At 65.5% G+C, this 20,702-nt stretch carries 25 protein-coding genes; 10 read left to right on the top strand and 15 right to left on the bottom strand.

Annotated elements, in window-relative coordinates; translation table 11 throughout:
- Positions 1 to 15: 15 nt before the first annotated feature.
- From ACO07I_RS15450 to ACO07I_RS15430, 5 genes are read right to left on the bottom strand one after another with little or no spacing between them, the layout of a single operon-like run.
- The gene (locus ACO07I_RS15450) at positions 16 to 816 is read right to left on the bottom strand and encodes a phytanoyl-CoA dioxygenase family protein (RefSeq protein WP_422009102.1); all 801 of its coding nucleotides are present in this window, start codon (positions 814 to 816) and stop codon (positions 16 to 18) included.
- A gap of 48 nt (positions 817 to 864) precedes the next feature.
- Entirely contained in the window at positions 865 to 1,536 is a 672-nt protein-coding gene (locus tag ACO07I_RS15445; protein ID WP_422009101.1) for a GntR family transcriptional regulator, read from the bottom strand.
- 39 nt (positions 1,537 to 1,575) lie between these two features.
- Complete coding sequence (locus ACO07I_RS15440; protein WP_422018277.1) at positions 1,576 to 2,499, bottom strand: glycerophosphodiester phosphodiesterase; 924 nt, start codon at positions 2,497 to 2,499, stop codon at positions 1,576 to 1,578.
- A complete protein-coding gene (locus tag ACO07I_RS15435) occupies positions 2,486 to 3,433 on the bottom strand; it encodes a M48 family metallopeptidase (protein ID WP_422009099.1) in 948 nt (315 codons plus the stop codon). The genes ACO07I_RS15440 and ACO07I_RS15435 overlap by 14 nt, the downstream gene beginning before the upstream one ends.
- A gap of 11 nt (positions 3,434 to 3,444) precedes the next feature.
- Complete coding sequence (locus ACO07I_RS15430; protein ID WP_422009097.1) at positions 3,445 to 3,999, bottom strand: LemA family protein; 555 nt, start codon at positions 3,997 to 3,999, stop codon at positions 3,445 to 3,447.
- 64 nt (positions 4,000 to 4,063) lie between these two features.
- Between ACO07I_RS15430 and ACO07I_RS15425 the strand changes: the two genes are divergently transcribed.
- Positions 4,064 to 4,531 carry a nuclear transport factor 2 family protein gene (locus tag ACO07I_RS15425; RefSeq protein ID WP_422009095.1) on the top strand — a complete coding sequence of 156 codons (468 nt, stop codon included), beginning with the start codon at positions 4,064 to 4,066 and terminating at the stop codon, positions 4,529 to 4,531.
- A 56-nt stretch (positions 4,532 to 4,587) separates the two neighbouring features.
- Here the strand turns inward: ACO07I_RS15425 and dapD are convergent, their stop codons facing one another.
- On the bottom strand, positions 4,588 to 5,427 hold the full coding sequence (gene dapD, locus ACO07I_RS15420; protein WP_422009093.1) for a 2,3,4,5-tetrahydropyridine-2,6-dicarboxylate N-succinyltransferase: 840 nt from the start codon (positions 5,425 to 5,427) through the stop codon (positions 4,588 to 4,590).
- 77 nt (positions 5,428 to 5,504) lie between these two features.
- Here dapD and nudB point away from each other — a divergent pair, with 77 nt between their 5' ends.
- The 3 genes from nudB (at position 5,505) to ACO07I_RS15405 (ending at position 7,815) form a co-directional block, all read left to right on the top strand.
- Complete coding sequence (nudB, locus tag ACO07I_RS15415) at positions 5,505 to 5,942, top strand: dihydroneopterin triphosphate diphosphatase (RefSeq protein WP_422009091.1); 438 nt, start codon at positions 5,505 to 5,507, stop codon at positions 5,940 to 5,942.
- 146 nt (positions 5,943 to 6,088) lie between these two features.
- On the top strand, positions 6,089 to 7,486 hold the full coding sequence (locus ACO07I_RS15410) for an MFS transporter (RefSeq protein ID WP_422009089.1): 1,398 nt from the start codon (positions 6,089 to 6,091) through the stop codon (positions 7,484 to 7,486).
- 11 nt (positions 7,487 to 7,497) lie between these two features.
- Positions 7,498 to 7,815 carry a monooxygenase gene (locus ACO07I_RS15405; RefSeq protein WP_422009088.1) on the top strand — a complete coding sequence of 106 codons (318 nt, stop codon included), beginning with the start codon at positions 7,498 to 7,500 and terminating at the stop codon, positions 7,813 to 7,815.
- Between the two features lie 22 nt (positions 7,816 to 7,837).
- On the opposite strand, the gene ACO07I_RS15400 is transcribed toward ACO07I_RS15405, so the two are convergent.
- Together ACO07I_RS15400 and ACO07I_RS15395 are read right to left on the bottom strand one after the other, a co-directional pair.
- Positions 7,838 to 8,320 carry a VOC family protein gene (locus ACO07I_RS15400; RefSeq protein WP_422009086.1) on the bottom strand — a complete coding sequence of 161 codons (483 nt, stop codon included), beginning with the start codon at positions 8,318 to 8,320 and terminating at the stop codon, positions 7,838 to 7,840.
- 9 nt (positions 8,321 to 8,329) lie between these two features.
- Positions 8,330 to 9,043 carry a DUF1428 domain-containing protein gene (locus tag ACO07I_RS15395; protein ID WP_422009084.1) on the bottom strand — a complete coding sequence of 238 codons (714 nt, stop codon included), beginning with the start codon at positions 9,041 to 9,043 and terminating at the stop codon, positions 8,330 to 8,332.
- Between the two features lie 57 nt (positions 9,044 to 9,100).
- On the opposite strand from ACO07I_RS15395, the gene ACO07I_RS15390 reads away from it, so the two are divergent.
- Positions 9,101 to 9,547, top strand: a complete 447-nt coding sequence (locus ACO07I_RS15390; RefSeq protein WP_422009082.1) for a MarR family winged helix-turn-helix transcriptional regulator — start codon at positions 9,101 to 9,103, stop codon at positions 9,545 to 9,547.
- Positions 9,548 to 9,551: 4 nt separating this feature from the next.
- On the opposite strand, the gene ACO07I_RS15385 is transcribed toward ACO07I_RS15390, so the two are convergent.
- Positions 9,552 to 10,478 carry an AEC family transporter gene (locus ACO07I_RS15385; protein WP_422009081.1) on the bottom strand — a complete coding sequence of 309 codons (927 nt, stop codon included), beginning with the start codon at positions 10,476 to 10,478 and terminating at the stop codon, positions 9,552 to 9,554.
- 81 nt (positions 10,479 to 10,559) lie between these two features.
- Here ACO07I_RS15385 and ACO07I_RS15380 point away from each other — a divergent pair, with 81 nt between their 5' ends.
- Entirely contained in the window at positions 10,560 to 11,477 is a 918-nt protein-coding gene (locus tag ACO07I_RS15380) for a LysR substrate-binding domain-containing protein (RefSeq protein ID WP_422009080.1), read from the top strand.
- On the opposite strand, the gene nth is transcribed toward ACO07I_RS15380, so the two are convergent.
- On the bottom strand, positions 11,452 to 12,114 hold the full coding sequence (gene nth / locus ACO07I_RS15375; protein WP_422009078.1) for an endonuclease III: 663 nt from the start codon (positions 12,112 to 12,114) through the stop codon (positions 11,452 to 11,454). The two genes, ACO07I_RS15380 and nth, sit on opposite strands and share 26 nt — an antisense overlap.
- Between nth and ACO07I_RS15370 the strand changes: the two genes are divergently transcribed.
- Complete coding sequence (locus ACO07I_RS15370; protein ID WP_422009076.1) at positions 12,113 to 12,601, top strand: DUF2244 domain-containing protein; 489 nt, start codon at positions 12,113 to 12,115, stop codon at positions 12,599 to 12,601. The two genes, nth and ACO07I_RS15370, sit on opposite strands and share 2 nt — an antisense overlap.
- A gap of 7 nt (positions 12,602 to 12,608) precedes the next feature.
- Here ACO07I_RS15370 and dapB read toward each other — a convergent pair whose 3' ends face one another.
- Entirely contained in the window at positions 12,609 to 13,406 is a 798-nt protein-coding gene (gene dapB, locus ACO07I_RS15365) for a 4-hydroxy-tetrahydrodipicolinate reductase (RefSeq protein WP_422009075.1), read from the bottom strand.
- 56 nt (positions 13,407 to 13,462) lie between these two features.
- On the opposite strand from dapB, the gene ACO07I_RS15360 reads away from it, so the two are divergent.
- Positions 13,463 to 13,732, top strand: coding sequence for a DUF3303 domain-containing protein (locus ACO07I_RS15360; RefSeq protein WP_422009073.1), 270 nt, complete (start codon positions 13,463 to 13,465; stop codon positions 13,730 to 13,732).
- Positions 13,733 to 13,951: 219 nt separating this feature from the next.
- Here ACO07I_RS15360 and ACO07I_RS15355 read toward each other — a convergent pair whose 3' ends face one another.
- The 3 genes from ACO07I_RS15355 to ACO07I_RS15345 all read right to left on the bottom strand — a co-directional run bounded on the left by ACO07I_RS15355 (position 13,952) and on the right by ACO07I_RS15345 (position 17,307).
- Positions 13,952 to 15,031 carry a DUF4062 domain-containing protein gene (locus ACO07I_RS15355; RefSeq protein ID WP_422009071.1) on the bottom strand — a complete coding sequence of 360 codons (1,080 nt, stop codon included), beginning with the start codon at positions 15,029 to 15,031 and terminating at the stop codon, positions 13,952 to 13,954.
- Between the two features lie 240 nt (positions 15,032 to 15,271).
- Positions 15,272 to 16,732, bottom strand: coding sequence for a M81 family metallopeptidase (locus ACO07I_RS15350; RefSeq protein WP_422009069.1), 1,461 nt, complete (start codon positions 16,730 to 16,732; stop codon positions 15,272 to 15,274).
- Positions 16,733 to 16,734: 2 nt separating this feature from the next.
- Positions 16,735 to 17,307 carry a DNA-3-methyladenine glycosylase I gene (locus ACO07I_RS15345; RefSeq protein ID WP_422009068.1) on the bottom strand — a complete coding sequence of 191 codons (573 nt, stop codon included), beginning with the start codon at positions 17,305 to 17,307 and terminating at the stop codon, positions 16,735 to 16,737.
- Between the two features lie 37 nt (positions 17,308 to 17,344).
- Between ACO07I_RS15345 and ACO07I_RS15340 the strand changes: the two genes are divergently transcribed.
- Both ACO07I_RS15340 and ACO07I_RS15335 read left to right on the top strand, forming a co-directional pair.
- Positions 17,345 to 18,064 carry a haloacid dehalogenase type II gene (locus ACO07I_RS15340; protein WP_422009066.1) on the top strand — a complete coding sequence of 240 codons (720 nt, stop codon included), beginning with the start codon at positions 17,345 to 17,347 and terminating at the stop codon, positions 18,062 to 18,064.
- A gap of 115 nt (positions 18,065 to 18,179) precedes the next feature.
- Positions 18,180 to 19,091 (top strand): phosphotransferase, encoded by a 912-nt coding sequence (locus ACO07I_RS15335; RefSeq protein ID WP_422009064.1) that lies wholly within the window; start codon positions 18,180 to 18,182, stop codon positions 19,089 to 19,091.
- A gap of 4 nt (positions 19,092 to 19,095) precedes the next feature.
- Here ACO07I_RS15335 and ACO07I_RS15330 read toward each other — a convergent pair whose 3' ends face one another.
- Positions 19,096 to 20,691: an ABC transporter substrate-binding protein gene (locus tag ACO07I_RS15330; protein ID WP_422009062.1), complete on the bottom strand. Its 1,596-nt coding sequence runs from the start codon at positions 20,689 to 20,691 to the stop codon at positions 19,096 to 19,098.
- Between the last annotated feature and the right edge of the window lie 11 nt (positions 20,692 to 20,702).

Raw genomic sequence — 20,702 nt, 5'->3', positions numbered from 1 at the left:
GGAGTTTCTTGATTGTTATTCCGCCGCGACCTTGCGGTTGACGGCGCGGATCACCGCATCGTCTTCCCAGGGATCGACCGGCGTGAAGTCGCGGTGCGCGATGTAGTCCGGCCGCTTGAACTGGCGGATCGCGTTGCTGACCGCATTGTAGGTCACATAGATGATCTGGCGATCCCACGGCGACATGTTGGGGCCGCTGCCGTGCACCAGCGTACCGTGGAAGAAGATCGCCGAACCGGGGCCGCCCTTGGGCGCGACGATGCCGCCCTGGTCGACCAGCTTCGCGATGGTGTCATTGTCGATCACCCAAAGCGGATAGGAGGTCGTGGTGAGGTCGTGGCTGGCCTCGATCGCACCCTTCTTGTGGCTGCGGGGAATGAACCAGAGCGGGCCGTTGAACTCGTTCACCTCATCGATGAACACCGCGAGGTTCATGGCGCGCGGCTCGGGCATGGCGTCGTCGGCTTTCCAGGTGCCGTAGTCCTGGTGCCACTGCCAGACATCGCCGTCGAACGCGGCCTTTCCGTTGATCTTGAACTGGTGGATGTAGGTCTTGTCCTTCAGCAGCTGCTCGGCCGGCTCGACGAAGCGCGGATGATGGACCAGCGCCTCGAACACCGGATGATAGGTGTGAACAGCGAAGGCGGTGCGCACCACGTCGCCGCTCTTCTCGCGCACGTTCTCGGGCCGGCGCTGGGCGAAGACCTCGGGCACCGAGTTCTTCAGGATCTGGGTCTCTTCCGGCGAGAAATAGTCGGGGAAGAAGAGATAGCCCTCTTCGTCGAATTGCTGCAGCTGCTCAGAGGTGAGCTTCATGGCGGTTCCTCCTTTGCCTTGTCGTCTTGCTTGTCGTGAACGCCGTCTTCAGGCGGCGCGGGAAATCACAGCCTTCAATCGTCCCGTCAGAATGCCGGCCATCTGTTCGGCATGGCCGCGGCAGAGCGCTTCGGCCTCGGCCGCCTGGCCCGCTTCGAGCGCGCGCAGGATGGCTTCGTGCTCGTCCCATACACTGATCCGCAGATCCTCTTCGCTCAAGGCCGCGGCCATCACCCGGCGCAGATGCTGCCAGTGCGGCTGGGCGGTCTCGCCGATCACGGGATTGCCCGAGGCCTCGTAGACGAAGAGGTGGAAATCGATGTCGGCCTCGATGACCGACGGCACGTAGCCGCTCGCCACGGCGCGCCGGCCGACGTCCAGCAGGGCGCGGCCGCGCTGCATCAGGTGGGGCGTGTAGTTGGACGCGGCGAGCCGGGCGGCGGCGCCGTCGAGCGCGGCGCGAACGACGTAGAGGTTGCGCGCCTGCTGGACGTCGAGCGGCGCGACGCACACGCCCTTGCGGCCGGCATCGATCAGGAAGCCTTCGCGGCGCAGCAGCATCATGGCCTGCAGCACCGGCTGGCGCGACACGCCGAACTGCTGGGCGATCTCCTCCTGGGTGATGCGGGCACCGGATTTCAGCTCCCCGGAGCAGATCGCTTCGAGGACCGAATCGTGAATTCGCTCGGAAAGATCGGGCTCAGGGAGGATGGGGCGCATGTCTGTATACAGAACACAGAGACGGCCCGAGTCAACCGCCTAGCGGGATTTGAGGCCTTTGGAGCTGAGAATCTGCGCCCCGCGATCGGGATAGTCGGTGATGAGTCCGTCGACGCCCAGATCGATCAGGCGACCCATCTCGGCCGGCACGTTCACCGTCCAGGGCACGACCTTGAGGCCGAGCGCATGGGCTTCCTTCACGTTCTCCGCCGTGACGTTGCGCCAGAACGGCGACCAGGTCGCACAGCCCGCCGCCTGGGCGAGCCGCGGCACCGATCCGCCATGGGCTGTCAAATCGAGCCCGCCCAGCCAGGGCGAGGGCTGGCCGCTGCTGCGCTGCACCGTGTCGAAGTTGTTGCTCTCGATGGTGAGGCAGCCGGTGGCGATCTCGGGCGCGAGCTTCCGGGCCTCGAACAGCCCGCGCCAGTCGAACGACTGCAGCGTGCTGCGCGCCTCTGTCTTTGACTTGCGAATCCCGTCGACCGCAGCGGCGGCGAAGGCGGCCGGGTCCGGAGTCAGGTCGGGCTTGGCCGGATCGGTCTTGATTTCGATGTTGAAGCGCACCTCGGGGGCCGCCTGCGCAAAGAACTCGGCCAGGGTCGGGAAACGCTGGCCGTCGACCGGCTTCTGCTCCGGGAACTGCTGGGCGTACTTGCTGGCCGGGTTCACGCGGCCGATGTCGTAGCGCTTCAGTTCATCCAGGGTCAGGGTGCGGATGGCGGGTCCTGCTGCCGTGAGCCACTGCTCGTCCGGTCCGCGCGTCAGGGCGGGATTGAGGACCGGATCGTGGCTGATGACGACGACGCCGTCGCGCGTTACCGCGAGGTCGGTTTCGAGGGTCGTGACGCCGAGATCCTGCGCCACCTTGAAGCCGGCCAGCGTGTTCTCGGGCGCCAGCCCGCGCGCCCCCCGGTGGCCCTGCAGGTCGAACGCTGCCGCGAGCCCGGTGTTAAGCGCCCAGATTGCGCAGGCGAGCGATGCGATCGTCGATATCGGGATGCGTGGCGAGGAGCGCCGGCGTCTTCGAGGTGAACTGGTTGATCGGGTTGACGATGAAGAGATGCTGCGTGGCACGGCTCACTCCGGGAAAGGGGGCTGCCTTATCCGCGAGCTTGCCCAGCGCGGAAATGAGGCCATTGGGATTGCGCGTGAACTGAACGGAGGTGGCATCGGCCAGATACTCGCGCTGGCGCGACACCGCCATCTGCACCGCCTTGGCCGCGAGCGGCGCCAGGATCGCGACGACCAGCAGGACGATGATCAGGATACCGCCGCCCGAGCTGCCCTTGCGGTCATCGCTCCGCATCCGGCCCAGGTTCATCGTGCGCAGGGCCATGTCGCAGACCAGCGCGATCAGGCCGACCGTGACGCCGACCACGACCATGTAGCGCGTGTCGAGGTTGCGCAGATGCGCCATCTCGTGCGCCACCACGCCCTGCAGCTCGTCGCGGTTCAGCGAATTCAGCAGCCCGCGCGTGACCGCGATCGTGCCATTGCCGACCTTGTTGCCGGTGGCGAAGGCGTTCAGCGCGTCGGTCTCCAGCACCATGACCCGGGGCATCGGCACGCCGGCGGCGATCGAGATCTCCTCGACCACGTTGTAGAGCTGCGGCGCGTCGTGCTTCTCGATCACCTTGGCGCCGGCCATCGACAACACCATCTTGTCGCCCACCGCCAGCGAGATCGCGCTCCAGCCGATGCTGACGGCCGCCATCAGGCCGGCGGCCGCGATGCCCATCTGGCTTACGGCGGGCAACGAGCCCGAGGACTCCGTCTCCAGCAGCGCGCCGACCAGATAGCCGATCCCGCCCGCCAGCAGGGTGAGCACGGCCAGCAGCACCATCGTGTTGCGGCGGTTCTGGTTCTGGGCAGCGACGAAGTCGGTGGTGGCGCTCATGCGCCGTGTCCTCAGCGCAGCGCGACCTTCGGCACTTCGCGCTCGGACTCCGGCATGTTGAACAGGTCCATCGGGCCGAAGCCCAGCGACGCCGCAGCCAGCACCGCCGGGAAGCTCTGGCGGCGGGTGTTATAGGTGTTCACCGAGTCGTTGTAGAACTGGCGTGCGAAGGCGATCTTGTTCTCGGTGGCCGTCAGCTCCTCCTGGAGCTGCATGACATTGTCGTTGGCCTTGAGCTGCGGATAGTTCTCCATCAGGGCGAGCAGGCCGTGCGTCGCCTGGCTGAGCGCCGCCTCCGCCGGTCCGGCCTGTGCGGCGTTGCCGCTCGCCGCCACCGCGTTGTTGCGCGCCTGGATCACCTTGGTGAGCGTTTCCTGCTCGTAGCCCATCGCGTCCTTCACCACCTGCACCAGGTTGGGAATGAGATCGTGCCGGCGCTTCAGCTGCACGTCGATCTGGCTCCACGCGGTCTGCGCCTGGTTGCGGCCGCCGACGAGCCCGTTGTAGACGGCGATCAGCCACAGGCCGATGGCGACGACGATGCCGAGGAAGATCCATGTGCTCATGTCCGTTCTCCTTTGCCGCGGCCGCCAGTCTAGTCATGATCGGGGCCGTTCGGGAGGAATAACGATGGATACGTCAGAACTGCTGAAGGCCTTCTGCTCGGCCGTGGAGCGCCGCGATGGCAAGGGATTCGCGAGCCTGTTCACCGAGGATGCCGTCTATCACGACGTGTTCTACGGCGATTTCGTGGGCCGCGAGCGCATCGCCGAGATGATCGACGACTGGTTCCATCGCACCGCGGACGAGTTCCGCTGGGACATGCACCGGCCGGTCAGCGACGGCAGGATGCTCTACGCCTATTACACGTTCAGCTACGTCTCGAAGCTGCCCGGCGCCGAGGGCAAGCGCGTGGGCTTCGAGGGCTGCGCGATGATGCAGCTCCGCGACGGCCTGATCCTCGACTATCGCGAGGTGGCCAATGTCGGGCCCGCCTTCGTCGCGCTGGGCTTCGCGCCCGAACGCACGTCAAAGATCCTCGCCAAGGAAGGCGCGCATCTCAGGGCTCAGCCGGAGTGGAAACGGCACGCCGGCTGATCGTCGGATCATTCCTTCCCCTTTGCGGCCTCCGCAAAGGGGAAGAACTCGAGAGATTAGTCGCGCAGCAGGTCGTTGATCGAGGTCTTGGAGCGGGTGCGCTCGTCGACGGTCTTCACGATCACGGCGCAGTAGGTCGAGGGACGATCCGGGCCGCCGCCGATGTTGCCGGGCACCACCACCGAATAGGGCGGCACCTTGCCGATGTGGATCTGGCCGGTGGCGCGATCGACCACCTTGGTGGTGGCGCTGATGAACACGCCCATCGAGAGCACCGCGCCGGTGCCGACGATCACGCCCTCGACGACCTCGGAGCGGGCGCCGATGAAGCAGTTGTCCTCGATGATGACCGGGTTGGCCTGCAGCGGCTCGAGCACGCCGCCGATGCCGACGCCGCCCGAGAGATGGCAGTTCTTGCCGATCTGGGCGCACGAGCCGACCGTCGCCCAGGTATCGACCATGGTGCCGGTGTCGACATAGGCGCCGAGGTTCACGAAGGACGGCATCAGCACGACCGACGGGGCGATGTAGGAGCCGCGGCGCACGATCGAGCCGGGAACCGAGCGATAGTTCGCCTTGGCGAAGCGGGCGGCGTCCCAGCCGGTCGTCTTGAGCGGCACCTTGTCGAACCAGGGCGCGGCGCCGAGGCCGGGGAACGAGGCGCCACCGTCCATCGGGACCGAATCGTAGAGGCGGAAGGAGAGCAGCACGGCCTTCTTCAGCCACTGGTTCACGACCCATTCGTCGCCGAACTTCTCGGCGGTGCGGTAGGTGCCGTCGTCGAGGCCGGCGATCGCCGCTTCGACGGCGTCGCGCACTTCGCCCTTGGTGGCGCTGTTAATGCCGTCCCGCGCTTCCCATGCCGCGTCGATCGCGGTCTGCAGCTGCTTGCTCATCGAAAAATCCCTCGAAAAATGCCGCCGGACCATAGCGGCGGGAGGCCCGGAGTCAATGTTCCGGGCTATGCTGCGGCATGGCCTTCAAGATCCCCGAATCGGTGCTGGTGGTGGTTTATACGCCCCGGCTGGACGTGCTGGTGCTGGAACGTACGGGGACCGGGCTCTGGCAATCCGTGACGGGGTCGCGTGAGCTGGACGACCCCTACCTCGAGGCGACGGCCCGCCGCGAGCTGCTCGAAGAGACCAGCCTGGCCGTCGGCACGCTCACCGACTGGCGCCAGACCAACCGCTACGAGATCTGGGCCCAATGGCGCGCCCGCTACGCGCCCGACGTCACCTATAATGTCGAGCATGTGTTCGGCTTCCAGGTGCCCGAACGGACCGTGGCCACGCTCGATCCGGCCGAGCACGTCGCCCAGCTCTGGCTGCCCTGGCAGGAGGCCATGAAGAAGGTCTTCTCGCCGACCAACCGGGATGCGATCTGGCAGTTGCAGCGGCGGGTGAGAGCGTAAGGGTCCCTCGCGGCGCTCGGGATGACAATATTGTCGAGATGGACGCAGTGCGCCGATGCAGCAAACGGTGTCATCCCGAGCGCCGCGAGAGACCCTTGCTCAGGGGGCTTATGAAGAGTGGCTGCTCTCGGGCATAGTGACCGGGCATGACAGACTCCCACGCGGCCCCGCCGCCCGTCCGTGAAGCCTCGACGCTCGGCCAGTTCAGCTGGGCGCTGTTCGACTGGGCCAACCAGCCCTTCTTCACCATCATCACCACCTTCATCTTCGCGCCCTACTTCGCCAACGTGCTGGTCGGCGATCCGGTGCAGGGGCAGGCGGCCTGGGGCTTCACGCAATCGGCCTCGGGCGTGCTGATCGCCCTGATGAGTCCATTCCTCGGCGCCATGGCCGATGCGGGCGGCCGTCGCAAGCCCTTCATCCTCGCGTTCCAGCTGCTGCTGGTCGTGGGATGTGCCGGCCTGTGGTTCGCCTATCCCAACCGGCCCGACCTCATCCTGCCCATCAGCTGGGCGGTCATCCTGGCGACGGTAGGGGCCGAGATGTCGATCGTATTCAACAATGCCCAGCTGCCCAACATCGTACGGCCCGAGCGCATGGGCCGGCTGAGCGGCTTCGGCTGGGGGCTGGGTTACTGCGGCGGCCTGGTCTCGCTGCTCGTCGTGCTTGCCGTGTCGATGCCGGCCCTGTTCGGGCTGGCGGGCTCGAACGACCGGCCGCTGTTCGGCCTCGATCCCGCCAGCCACGAGCTGGAGCGCCTGGTCGGGCCCGCCTCGGCGCTGTGGATCATGATCTTCGTGCTGCCGATGTTCCTGTTCACGCCGGATTCGGCCGGCGCGCGGCGCCAGCCCCTGCTCGTCGCCGCGCGGGAAGGCGGCCGCTCTCTCCTGTCGACGCTGAAGCGCCTGCCGCGCTACGGCAACGCGCTGCGCTATCTCATCGCCTTCATGCTCTACAATGACGGGCTCGCGGCGATCATCGCCTTCGGCGGCGTCTATGCCGCCGCGACCTTCGGCTGGAGCACCGTGACGCTCGGCATCTTCGGCATCATCCTGACCGTCTTCGCCATTCCCGGTGCGTTCCTCGGCGGCCGGCTCGACGACTGGATCGGCAGCAAGCGCACGGTGCAGATCGCCATCGTCGGCGTGATCGTGGCGACCCTGGGCATCGTCGGTGTCACGGCCACGCACGTCTTCTACGTCGTGCCGGCCGACCCGATCAGCCCGACGCGCGGCCTGTTCGGCTCGCTGCAGGAGAAGGTACTGATGGGCTTCGCGCTGATCCTCGGCTTCTGCATGGGGCCGATGCAGGCGGCCAGCCGCACGATGGTGGGCCGCATCGCGCCCCCGGGCATGACCGGCGAATTCTACGGCCTGTTCGCCCTGTCGGGCCGCGCCACGGCGTGGATGGCGCCGTTCGCCATCGCGACCGTCACGGCGGCGACCCAGTCCACACGCATCGGCATGGCCTGCGTTCTGTTCTTCCTGGTGGTAGGCTTCATCCTGCTGTGGAAGGTGCGCGAGGAGCGTGCCGCCCCCGTGTGAAGGAGGATCGCATGATCACCGCCATCGTGAACTTCAAGCTGCCGGCCGACATCGATGCGAAGAAGGCCGCCGAACTGTTCAAGGGTTCGGCGCCGAAGTATCGCGGCATGAAGGGGCTGATCCGGAAATACTACCTGTTCGACGGGGAGAAGCGGATCGGCGGCGGCGTCTATCTCTGGAAGAGCCGCGCCGACGCCGAGGCGGTCTATACGCCGCAATGGCAGGCCTATATCGCAGAGCGCTACGGCGCCCCGCCCGACATCCGCTATTTCGAGACCGCCGTCGTGGTCGACAACGACAGCGACACGATCACCGCCGACGCCGCCTGAGCGGCATCGGCGGCACAGATCGTCAGTTGCCTCGCCGCGCCGCCTGGATCCGGCCGACGTCGATCTTCTTCATGTGCATCATCGCCTCGAAGGCACGCCTCGCCTCCTCGCCGCCGGCGGCCATCGCCTCGGTGAGCACGCGCGGCGTGATCTGCCACGACAGGCCCCACCGGTCCTTGCACCAGCCACAGGCGCTTTCCTGGCCGCCGTTGCCGACGATGGCGTTCCAGTAGCGGTCGGTCTCCTCCTGATCGTCGGTGGCGATCTGGAACGAGAAGGCTTCGGTCTGCCTGAACACCGGTCCGCCGTTCAGGCCGAGGCAGGGAATGCCGCAGACCGTGAACTGCACGGTCAGCACGTCGCCCTTCTTGCCCGAGGGATAGTCGCTCGGTGCGCGGTGGACCGCCGTCACCTCACTATCGGGAAAGGTCGCGGCGTAGAAGCGCGCCGCGTCCTCGGCCTCCTTGTCGAACCAGATGCAGATCGTGTTCTTGGCAACGGTCATTGCGATGCCTCAGACGTCGAGGATCGGCGCGAAGCCGCCATAGATCATGCGCTTGCCGTCGAACGGCATCTGCTGGTCCTTCATGCGCTGGTCTTCCATCATCTTCTTCCAGCCCTCGTCGCGGACCTGCTTGGACGGCCACTCGACCCAGGAATAGACGATCTTCTCGTCCTGCGTGGCCTTCACCGCGCCCTTGTAGTCGGTGACCTTGCCGTCGGGCACCGCATCGCCCCAGGTCTCGACGATCCGCACGGCGCCATAGTCCTTGAACACCGACGCGGCCTTGCGAGCCATGTCGAGATAGGCCTGCTTGTTGGCGGCCGGGACCGCGGCGAGGAAGCCGTCGACATAGCCGGTCTTGCCGCCCGTCGCGCCGGCCTCGTCGAGGATCGGCGTGAAGCCGGCGACGATCATGCGCTGCCCGTCGAACGGCATGTCCATGTCATGCATGCGCGGATCGTTCATGACCTTCCGGTGCGCTTCCTCCGCGACCTCCTTGCTGGGAAACTCGATCCACGAGAAGACCACGACTTCATCGGGCTTGGCCTTCACCGCGCCCTTGAAGTCGGTGAGCTTGCCGTCGGGCACGTCGTCGCCCCAGGCCTCGACCTGGCGGGTGGCGCCGAATTCCTTGGCGATGGGCGAGAAGTCGGCAGCCGCCTTGCGATAGGCCTCCTTCTTGTCGGCCGGCACCGGCAACACAAATCCCTGCACGTAGGCCATGAGTTCCTCCTGCTGGTTGATTGAAGCGTAATAAGTTGATATCAACGTAATATCGACATGTCAAAGAAGCTGAACGCCTCGTTCGAGACGACGCTGCACGTCTACGACCACTGCCTGTGCTTCGCCGCCCAACGCGCCGCACGTGCGCTGGCGCGTCGCTTCGACGAAGCCTTGTCACCGCTGGGTCTCACCAGCGGACAGTTCTCGCTTCTCACCTCGCTCAATCAGCCCGAGCCGCCCTCGATGGGTTCGATCGCCGCCTTGTTGGTCATGGATCGCACCACGCTGACCGCCAATCTGAAGCCGCTCGAGCAGCGCGGGCTGGTGGAGATTGCCGTCGATGAAGCCGACCGCCGGGTGCGTCGGCTCATCCTGACGCCGGCCGGCCGCACGGTCCTGCAGTCGGCCCTGCCGGTCTGGGTGAACGTGCACGGCGAGATCGACCGGCTGCTGCCCGCCGCCGACGGCCGCACCCTGCGCCGCGGCCTGCGGGCCCTGGCGTGACGCGTCAGGCGGCGAGCGCGCCGATGCCGGCCGCCGCAATCGGCAGGGCGATCAGCGCAAAGAGCGTCTGCATTGCCGTGATGCCGGCCATCAGCGGCGCGTCGCCGCCCAACTGGCGCGCCATGATGTAGGCCGAGGACGCGGTCGGCAGGGCCTGGAAGAGAAGCGCCGTGACGAGCGCGGGTCCGGTCAGACCCATGAGCCCGGCGACGAGTACCGTCACGACCGGCATGGCCAGGAACTTGATCGCCGACGAGGTGGCGACCGGCGCGATCCAGCCGCGCACCGATCCGAATTCGAGAGCGGCGCCGACGCAGAGCAGGCCGAGCGGCAGGGACGCCGCACCGAGCGCCCGCAGCGCCGGCTCGATCCCCGCCGGCAGGCTGAGCCCGAGCAGTTGAAAGCCGATGCCCGCGAACGAGCTGAGGACCAGCGGATTGGTCACCAACTGCCGGACGATGCCGCGTCCGCTCAGCCGCGCCGATCCGTGGCGGGCGAAGACCAGCACGCAGAGAATGTTGACGGTCGGCACGATCGCGGCGCTGCACAGCGCCGCCAGCGCGATCCCCTGGGCGCCGAACAGGCCGGCGGCCAGGGTCACGCCGACATAGTTGTTGAAGCGGATGCCGCCCTGGAAGATCGAGGTGAAGGTCGGGCCGTCGACCCGAAGCACCGGGCGCAGCACGACGAGCAGTGCGGCCACGGCGAGGACCGAGAGGATGAGGGTGGCGACGAGTTCGCGCGCCGGCAACGCGTCGAGCTTGGCGGTGGCGAGGCTATGGAAGAAGAGGCACGGCACCAGCACGTAGTAGCTGAGCCGTTCCGCCTGCGGCCAGAACCCGTCGGCGAGGAAGCGGACGCGTCGCAGCACGATGCCGAGCGCGATGAGCAGTACGATGGGAAGCAGGGCGAGGATCACGTCGGCGCTCATGGCCCGATCTGTACGCCCGCGAGCACCCCGAGCGAAAATTCTTAATACTCAATCGATCGATGACAATTTATCATCGAAGGCATGTCGCTTCGCGCCCTCCGCACGCTGCAGGCCATCGCCCGTCACGGGTCCTTCGCCGCCGCGGGCAAGGCGGTCGGGCTGACGCAATCCGCCGTGAGCCTGCAGGTGAAGGCGCTGGAGGAGGAATTCGGCGCCGCCCTCTTCGATCGCGCGCGCCGCCTGCCGGTGCTTACGGAAGCCGGCCGCATCGTGCTCGCTCGATCCGCCGAGGTGCTCACGCTGTACGACGACATTGCGGCCGCGCTGGGCGACGAACGATCGCTGGCCGGACGCCTCAGGGTCGGTGCCGTGCAGACGGCACTGGCCGGTGTCCTGCCCGATGCGCTGGTCGCCCTCAACCGCGCCCATCCGCGCGCCCGGGTCTCGGTCTCGGTGGGCCTGTCGGCGGAGATGGCCGAGAAGGTCGCGGCCGGCGAGCTCGACGCGGCGCTGACCACCGAGCCGGTGCGCCCCTATCCGGCCGGCCTCGTCTGGACGCCGCTCTACCAGGACCGATTCTGGCTGTTCGCGCCGCCGGGCCAGGCACGGCGCAGCGCCCGGGACCTCCTGTCGGAGCTGCCCTTCATCCGCTTCGACAGCAAGGCCTGGGCCGGCCGCGTCATCGACCGCGAACTGCGGCGCATGCGGGTGGAGGTCCACGAAGAGATGGTGCTCGACAGCCAGGACATCATCCTGCGCATGGTCGAAAAAGGTCTGGGCGTCGCCGTGCTGGCGGTGTCGGACGAAGTCTTCGCGGGTCTGAAGCTCACCTGCCTGCCGTTCGGCGAACCGCAGCTGATCCGCAACATCGTGATGCTGGAACGCCAGGACCGCCGGGGCGGCCGTCTCGCCGCGGCGCTGGCGGAGGCCGTGAAGGGCGCGAAGAAAGCCGCCTCGGGAAAGACCCGCAAGCCTAGGCCGCGACGGTCTTCCCCTTGAAGGTGCAGAGATCGTTCACGACGCAGGCGGGACAGAGCGGGGTGCGCGCCTTGCAGGTGTAGCGGCCGTGCAGGATCAGCCAGTGATGGGCGTGCAGCTTGTATTCCTCGGGCACGCGTTTCAGCAGCTTCAGCTCGACCTGCAGCGGGTTCTTGCCCGGTGCCAGCCCGGTGCGGTTGCCGACGCGGAAAATGTGGGTGTCGACGGCGATGGTCGCCTCGCCATAGGCGACGTTCATCACCACGTTGGCGGTCTTGCGGCCGACGCCCGGCAGCGCCTCCAGCTCCTCGTGCGTGCGCGGCACCTCGCCACCGTGCCGCTCCAGCAGGAGGTGGCTCAACGCGATCACGTTCTTGGCCTTGGTGCGGAACAGGCCGATCGTCTTGATGTGGTCGATCAGCTTCGCCTCGCCCAGCGCCACCATCTGGGCCGGGGTCTTCACGAACTTGAACAGGGGCCCGGTGGCCCGGTTCACCCCGACGTCGGTGGCCTGCGCCGACAGCACGACCGCCACCAGCAGCTGGTAGACATTGTCGTATTCAAGCTCAGTCTCGGGCTCCGGCATTGCCTTCTTGAGGCGTGCAAAGAACTCGGGGATGACGGCGGTCTTCATCAGGGCCATATAGGTCCATACCATGACCGAAGCGCCCGTTCCGGCGGTTCATTTCGCCACCTCGCTGAAGCCCTATCGCAGCCTGTCTGCGGACGGCTTCCGCTTCGTCATGCTGGGCGCCGTGGCCGCCAACCTGGTGATCGGCCTGCCCCTGTTCCTCATGGGCGCCTGGCCGGTCTTCGGCTTCATGGGCCTCGACGTCTTCCTCCTGTGGTGGCTGTTCCAGCGCAGCTACTTCGACGCCCGCCGCACCGAGACGCTGACCCTGACCGACCACGATCTGGTGGTGGTCCGGATCGCGCCCGACGGCGAGCGCGAAGAGCTGCGGCTGGACGCCTACTGGCTGAAGGTCGAGGCGACGGAGGAGCGGCTGGTGGTCACGTCACGAGGCAACCGAGCCGTCATTGGCCGCTTCCTCGGCCCCGACGAACGGCTCAGGGTCGCCGACCAGCTCAAGGCCGCCATCGCCGAGATGCGCAGCCCCCGTTACGCCCACGCCTGGGACGAGTAGCCCTCGTCTACAGCCCCAGCACGTCCTTCATGCCGTACAGCCCGGGCTTCTTGCCCTCCAGCCACTTGGCCGAGGTCACGGCGCCAGCGGCATAGGTCTCGCGGCTGAAGGAGCGATGGTTGAGTTCGAGCCGCTCGCCGGCGGCCGCGAAGTAGACCGTGTGCACGCCCACTTCCTCGCCGCCGCGCAGGGTGGCGAAGCCGATCTCGCCGCTCGGCCGCGCACCGGTATGGCCGTCGCGGCTCTTGCGCCAGACTTCCTCGAGCTGGACCTTGCGGCCGGCCGCCGCCGCACGGCCGAGCGCCAGCGCGGTGCCCGAGGGCGCGTCGATCTTATGGCGATGGTGCATCTCCAGCACCTCGATGTCGTAGCTGGGATCGAGCATCGACGCGGTCTTCTCGACCAGCGCCAGCAGGATGTTGACGCCCAGCGCCATGTTGGCCGCCCACAGGATCGGCACCTTCGTCGCCGCATCCTGGATCAGCTTGGTCTGGATGGGATCGAGGCCGGTCGTGCCGATCACCATCGCGACCCCGTTCTCGCTGGCGACCTTGGCATGGGCCACCGTCGCTTCCGGCACGGTGAAATCGATCACGCACTGGGCGGCCCTGATCGCGGCGGCGCTGTCGTCGCCGATCGGCACGCCGTTCGGCTCGATCCCGGCCAGCTCGCCCGCATCCTTGCCCAGCGCTTTGCTGCCCGGCCGCTCGCTGGCGGCAGCCAGCGTCACGCCCTCGGTCCGTGCGATCTGGCGGACCAGCATCTGGCCCATGCGCCCCGAGGCGCCGACGACGGCGATCTTCATTTCGTTCCTCTCGAATTCCCTAGGGTAAACTAACGAATTCAACGCGAGGGGAACACATGCTCTTCATGGTGGTCGAGAAGCTGAAGAACCAGGACGGCAAGGCCGTCTATCGCAAGCTCCAGAAGGGCCGCGGCCTGCCCGACGGACTCGAATTCGTCGCGAGCTACGTGACCGCCGATCTCGGCCGCTGCTTCCAGCTCATGCGCACCGACGACATCACGACGTTCCAGAAATGGATCGCCGACTGGCAGGACGTCGTCGAGTTCGAGGTCGTGCCGGTGGTCGAAGGCAAGACGACGCGCGAGGCACTGGAGCCGTTGTTGTGAGCGATTGAGTGTCGGAAGAGCGGCAAGGGCTCAATACAAGACGCTCGCTCGACTGATGATCTAGAGGAGTCTGACGTGGTGCCGCTGTCACTGCCGGTCCGAATGCACTGGTTGTACTCTTCCACGGAGGGCGTCAGTAAGTTTGGACCTCTAGCATAATGGGCATTCGGCCAAGTGCTAGTCGGACTCCGCCTTCTAGGTCGAGAGAACGTGTACCTTCTATCGCTGAGTTGCCGGTTTGAAGGGCGCAAACTCCTCAATCTCTCGAAGAACCCCCGCCCGTTGTTCGTCGGATAGTTTACGGAAGGCGGCGTACGATTTCCGAAGTCGTTGAATTAGCAGGAACATGGGTCGATGAATTTCTGTATGTGGATTCAAGAACAGAACTCTCGGCGCACCAAATCGCTCAAGACATTTCATATTCTGAGTCTCCTCATCATCTCCACGCACAGGGTACGTAGCCGTCTTGAAGTCGTTTGTGGCGGTTAGAAATTTGACCCAATCTGCCCCAGGATTGATTGCAGCAACCTCTTCCAAAGTAGATTTTACGAATAAGCCTTCGAAGTAGATATCTAGCTCCTTGAAAAAGTCCCTAGCTTCTGAAATTTCTTCGACGTCTTTGATCACACCGGGAGCGGCTTCGATGTCAATTCTCTGGTAGATTTTCTTCACCAGTTGTTCCAGCTGCTCCCCTGTTGTCGCTAGTTTATTGAGAACGTTCATTTGAGCGTCTATTTGATCGCGAAGCCGTCGCTGCTGTAGCGCCTCAAACAACATGCCCGCCCACTGTTTCCTTAAAAGATCTTCGATGTCGCGAGTGAACTCAAAAGAGGTGATCCCGTTGTTTGTTTTCGCTAGTCGCACGTGATCAATGAATTCAAAGATTTGCCGCGCATGTTCCTGCTTTTCGATTGAGGGAAACTCAATCTGGTCAATGGCCTTGTTGTTCTTGTTCTTTTGATAGAGGCGATGGTCATCAAGGACCTCGCGTTTTACGAAGGCGAATACAGGTAGTCCTAACTCTCGCGCAGCAGCATATTCTGCGTTCACAATAGATTTCGCAGGATCTGCCACATACTTGCCCCCAAAGCGGCCGCCAACTATTAGTACAAACAATTGACAGTTCGATATTTCGGAAACGCAGCTAACATGAGTGTGTAAATCTGGATGAAAGAACACGTCACCGTGCTCGCTAAGGCACGGTTGCATGCCTGCCCCGGCCATGAAAGATTCAAGAGAGTCGCGAACTTCGGCCAAATCGTAGCAAGTCGAACTCAAAAAGACCCGAGGTGCAGCCATCGATGCCTCTATCTTAGATTGCGAAGATACTAGCTCTTCTCGTGTCTAGTTCAATTTGCGATTGGACGGCGCCCTCCTTTCTCAGACTGAGTGACTGCTGTAAGCAGCTGGGCAATCTCCAAAAAAAGCCTCAGCACATATGATGTGATTGTTGTTTGGGCGTCTAACTCTGAAGCGTTTCGCCGCCGGAATCTTAGGGCCCAATTATTTGCGAATACGCTGGAATCTAGACAATTGTGGCTATTCCCACGGATCCGCGACCTTCGGCCAGAACGGCGTCTTGCGCTTGGTGTAGGGCCAGCGGGTGACGTCGGGGTCGGCGGCGCCGGGGGTGGCGACGTAGAGGATCTCCTTCGCGACGCCGACGAAGCCGTTATAGAAATGCTGCGCGCTCTTCACGACGACGACGCGGTAGTCGGCCGGCTCGGCGCCGACGGCGCGGAAGGCGTCGGCGTGGAAGGTCTGGTTGCGCCGCGTGCAGATCGCGATGTCGACATGCTCCGACGACAAGAGCGCCATGTCGCCCAGCGGTGACATCACCGGCCCGTAGGGCTGGAAGACGTTGCGGGCGATCTTCTTCACCGTGACGTCGAGGTCGATCGGATCGCCGCTCACCGTGCCCGACTTGCCGCCCAGCCGCATGCGGATGCGCGCGCCCTCGCCCGCTTCCTCGGCGATCTGGAAGGCCATCGGGTCCCACATCACGCCGAACAGCGCCGGGCCGATCTCGCGTTCGACCAGCGCCTTCAGCACGAAGGTCGAATCGCCCGGCGCGCCCGAGCCGGGATTGTCGGCGCGGTCAGCCAGGACCAGCGGGCCCTGGTTGTGCGAGGCGGCGCGGTCCATCGCCTCCTCGACGGTGAGATACTTCGTGGCATAGCGCTCGCGATTGTCCCACAGCTCTTTCCCGAGCTGCTCGGCCAGCGCCTCGGCCTTCTTCAAGTCGCCGTCGGCCACCACGAGGGTCCGCGTGCCCACATCCTCCACGTCGGCGAAGGAGAAGCCGTGGCTCAGCGACACCGAGAGGATGCCGTCCTTGCCCTCGAGGTTCTTCATGCGCACCACGAACTCGTTGATCGGCGGCACGGAGGTGCGGTACTGCGCGATCATGCGGCAGTCGTAGCGCGCCATCACCGGCTTCACCTTGCCCTCGACCGTGTCGGCGATGATGGCGAACAGCTCGGCCGCGCGCTCCATCGTGTCGGTGTGAGGATATTCCTTGTAGCCCACCAGCACGTCGGCGCTGTCGAGCATCAGGGCGCTCAGGTGACAGTGCAGGTCGAACTCGGCGCCGATCGCGACCTTGGGTCCGACGATGGCGCGGATGCGCGCTAAAAGATCGCCCTCGCAGTCGTCGTAGCCGTCGGCCACCATGGCGCCGTGGACATTGATCAGCACGGCGTCGAGCGGCAGGGCGGCCTTCACGCCGTCGAGGATCTCGTCGCGGAAATCCTCATAGACCTTGCGCACGGTCGTGCCCGACGGGGCGGCGAAGGTCGAGAGGCCCTCGATCACCGTCCAGCCGCGCTTCTCGGTCTCCTTGCGCCAGACATGGACGGGCGCGGTGAAGTTGGTCGGCTTCTGCTTCGTGGCGTCGCCGTGCCAGATGCCATGCTCCTGGTAGCCGCGCAGGCCGGTGGGAAAGGGCACGAACTGGTTGGTCTCGGTCCCGAGGGCCGCGATGTAGACACGCTTTGTCACGATTACTCCTTGGCGCAGTGGCAGCCCACGACATGGTCGTCGACCATGCCCGAGGCTTGCATGAAGGCATAGCAGATGGTGGAGCCGACGAACTTGAAGCCGGCCTTCTGAAGGGCTTTCGACAGGGCGTCGCTTTCGGCCGAGCGCGCCGGCACGTCCTTGAGGGTCTTCGGGCGGTTCTTCTTCGGCGTCCCGCCGACGAAGCTCCACAGGAACTTCGAGAAGGAGCCTTCGCGCTCCTTCAGCGCGAGATAGGCCTGGGCGTTGCTCACGCTGGCGGCGATCTTGCCCTTGTGGCGGATGATGCCGGGATCGAGCAGCAGCTTCTCAAGCTTCGCAGGGCGATACCGCGCGATCTTCTCCGGATCGAACCCGTCATAGACCTTGCGATAGTGCTCGCGCTTGCGCAGCACGGTGATCCACGAAAGGCCGGCCTGACAACCTTCCAGGGTCAGGAGCTCGAACAGCGCGCGATCGTCGCGCAGCGGACGTCCCCATTCCGTGTCGTGGTATTCCTGGTAGAGCGGATCGTCGGAGACCCAGCCGCATCTTGGCTTGCCGTCCGCGCCGCTCACTCTATCGTGCTTCCAAACCATGTGAGGAAGCTACCCAATGTCCAACGTCCCCGCCAATCTGAAGGTCTGCATTTTCGATGTATTCGGCACCGTCGTCGACTGGCGCGGCAGCCTGATCGCCGACCTGCCCGCGCTCGGCAAGAAATACGGAATCGAGACCGACTGGACGAGCTTCGCCGACGACTGGCGCGGCCTCTACCAGCCGCAGATGGGCCGCGTGCGCAAGGGCGAGCTGCCGTGGACGCGCATCGACGACCTGCACAAGGAAGCCTTCGAGATGCTCCTGAAGAATCGGGGCCTGAAGCATCCGGGCGAGGAGGGCGCGTGGGAGTTCACCCACCTCTGGCACAAGCTGCGGCCGTGGCCCGATTCGGTCGAGGGCATCGGCATGATGAAGAAGAAGTTCGTCGTGGCCACGCTCAGCAACGGCAATGTCGCGCTGCTGATCAACATGGCCAAGAACGGCGGCATTCCCTGGGATCACTGCTTCTCGGGCGAGACCTTCCATCACTACAAGCCTGACCCCGAAGCCTATCTCGGCGTTGTCGACAGCATGTACGTCAAGCCGGAGCAGGTGATGCTGGTCGCGGCGCACAACAACGACCTGGCGGCGGCGCAGAAGTGCGGCCTGTCGACGGGCTTCGTGCTGCGCCCCACCGAGCACGGCCCGGACCAGAAGCGCGACCTCAAGGCCGAGGGCGAGTGGAACGCGGTGGGCACGTCGATGATCGATCTCGCGAAGAAGCTGGGCTGCTGAGGGGGAGCACATCGACGCGCTACTCGCCGCCCTGGCCCCCGATCGCCGCGCGCGGGCGCGGCAGGCGCTGATCGCCGCTTTCGGCTCCGCGCCCGTTGCGGACGCGCAGCCTATCGTGACGGGAGCCTCGGCCTCGATCAATCGCATCGAGGTTGGCGGCCGATCTTGGATTCTGCGGCTCGAATCTTCGCTGCGGGACGAGGTGCGCGACCCGAAACGGTCTTATGCGTGCATGTGCGCGGCAGCAGAAGCAGGCCTCGCGCCGCCGGTACTGTACGCCGATCCCGACGCCGGCGTGGCAATCATCACGTTCGTAGAGAGTCGGCCGCTCGACGACTATCCCGGCGGGCCCGAGGCGCTGGCCCGTGCCCTCGGAAGTCTCGCGGCCCGCCTCCACGCGACGCAGCTCTTTCCGCCCGTGGCCGACTATCCGTCGCTGGTCGGCGGCCTGCTCGAGCGCCTGCAGGCGACCGGTCTCTACCGTGGTCTGCTCGATCCCCATCGTGACGCGCTCGAACGATTGCGCGCAGCCTATCCGTGGGACGCATCCCGCCTCGTCTCCAGCCACAACGATTCGCACCCCGGCAACATCCTGTTCGATGGCGAGCGGCTGTGGCTCATCGACTGGGAGACGGCGTTCCGGAACGATCCTGCGGTGGACCTCGCGCTCCTGACGATGTACCGCGCCGGCACGCCCGACCTGCAGGAGGCGCTGCTCACGGCGTGGCGCGGGCGCCCCTCCGACCCCGTGTTGCGGGCCCGGGTCTTTCTGATGCGGCAGTTCGTGAAGCTCTTCCACGGCTGCGCGACCGGCCTGTACGTGCTCGAGAGGCAGCCGGACTTCGCCGAGACGGACATGACGGCCCCATCACCGGCGGAGTTCAGTGCCGCCTTCCGCGCGGGAAGGCTGACGTCGAACTCGTTCGAGGCTCAACGTATCGGCGCCCGGGTGGCCCTGCGGAGCTTCCTCGAAGGCGTCAGGTCGCCGGCCTTCGATGAAGCGGCCGCGACCCTCCGCGCCGGCTGAAGGATCAAACCCCGATCGTCGTCAGGTCCTGGAACCAGTGCTGGGCCTGGATGTAGGACTTGATCTTGGGCGACAGCGCGTGCGGGTTGGTGTCGTGGACGACCCAGATCAGCACGGCGTCGTCGACCACCTTCTCGTGGACCTTGGCCATGATGGCGTCCTGCTTGGCCGGGTCGAACTCGGCCAGCGCCTGGTCGATCAGCTTGTCCACTTCCGGGCTGGCATAGTTGCTCCAGTTGACACCGACCGGCGCGCCCTGGTTCGAGGCGAAGAAGCGCGTGAAGGCGTAGAGCGGGTCGGACGTCACATAGGCGATGTTATTGGCCGTCACGTCCTTGTTCATCTCGGCCTTGGCGCCGGCGCGCCACGCCGTGTAGAGCGCCTCGAGCTCGACGACCTTGAAGTCGAGGTCGATATAGACGTCCTTGAACATCTGCTGGATGGCCTCGTTCATCGGCAGCGACAGCATCTGGCCGCTGCCGCCCGAGGCCACCACGAACTTGGTCTTGAGCGGCTGGGCCTTGCTGAAGCCCGCCGCGCTCATCAGCGTGCGCGCCTCGTCGGGTGCGAACTTGATCTCGAAGCTGGGCTTGCCGAACCATGGACTCGATCTGTCGACCTGGCCGAAGGCCGGCGTGGCGAGGCCGCCCAGCAACTGCACGATGGCGTTGCGGTCGATGGCGAGGTTGGCGGCCTTGCGCAGGCGGATGTCGGTCCAGGGCGAGCCCGGCAGCATCGAGGGGTGATAGTTCCAGACGTGCGGCGTGACGTTCTGCACGATCTTCATGCCGGCCTTGGTCAGCCGATCGACCGTGTCGGGCGTCGGCGTCTCGATCAGGTCGACCGAGCCCGAGAGCAGGGCTGCGGTGCGCGTCGCGCCCTCGGGTGCGACCACCAGGATCATGCGATCGGCCTTGGGAATGCGCTTGGGATTCCAGTACGCCTCGTTCTTGACCAGCTCGGCGCGCTCGCGCGGCACCAGGCGCGCCAACTTGAACGGGCCGGTGCCCGAGGGCTCGGACGCGAACTTGTTCCAGTCCTTGCCGAGTTTCTCGAACTGGGCCGGGCTCGACACCAGGAACCAGAGCATCTGGTAGGGGAAGAGCGCGTCGACGACCTTGGTCTTCACCTCGACGGTCATGTCGTCGATCTTGCGATAGCTCGCGACCGACGGCAGGCGCGGCCGCACCTGCGAGGCCTGGCGCTGGTCGAACTGCGGCGCCTTGGTGTCGAACACCTTGTCGAAGTTCCAGATGACGGCGTCGGCGTTGAAGGCCGATCCGTCGTGGAACTTCACGCCGTCGCGCAGCTTGAAGACCCACAGCGTCTTGTCGGTATCGTCAACCTTCCACTCGGTGGCGAGGCCGGGGATCAGCTTGCCGGGCCGGTCCGAGATGTCCATTTCCCAGGCGACCAGCGGATCGTAGAGCGTGTAGCCGGTGAACTTGTAGGCGCCGGCGCCGCGGTCGGGCTGGCCGGTGGTCAGCGGCACGTCGGCCATCGAGATGCCGAAGCGCACGACCTTTTCCTGGGCGAATGCGGGCATAGGCAGCGCCGCCAGCGCGCCGGCGGCGATGAAGGAACGGCGGGACACGCTCATGGCGGGGCTCC

The organism is Reyranella sp. (assembly GCF_965227665.1).
In the GTDB taxonomy this organism is placed as follows: domain Bacteria; phylum Pseudomonadota; class Alphaproteobacteria; order Reyranellales; family Reyranellaceae; genus Reyranella.
This window is presented reverse-complemented; position numbering and strand designations above follow the sequence as displayed.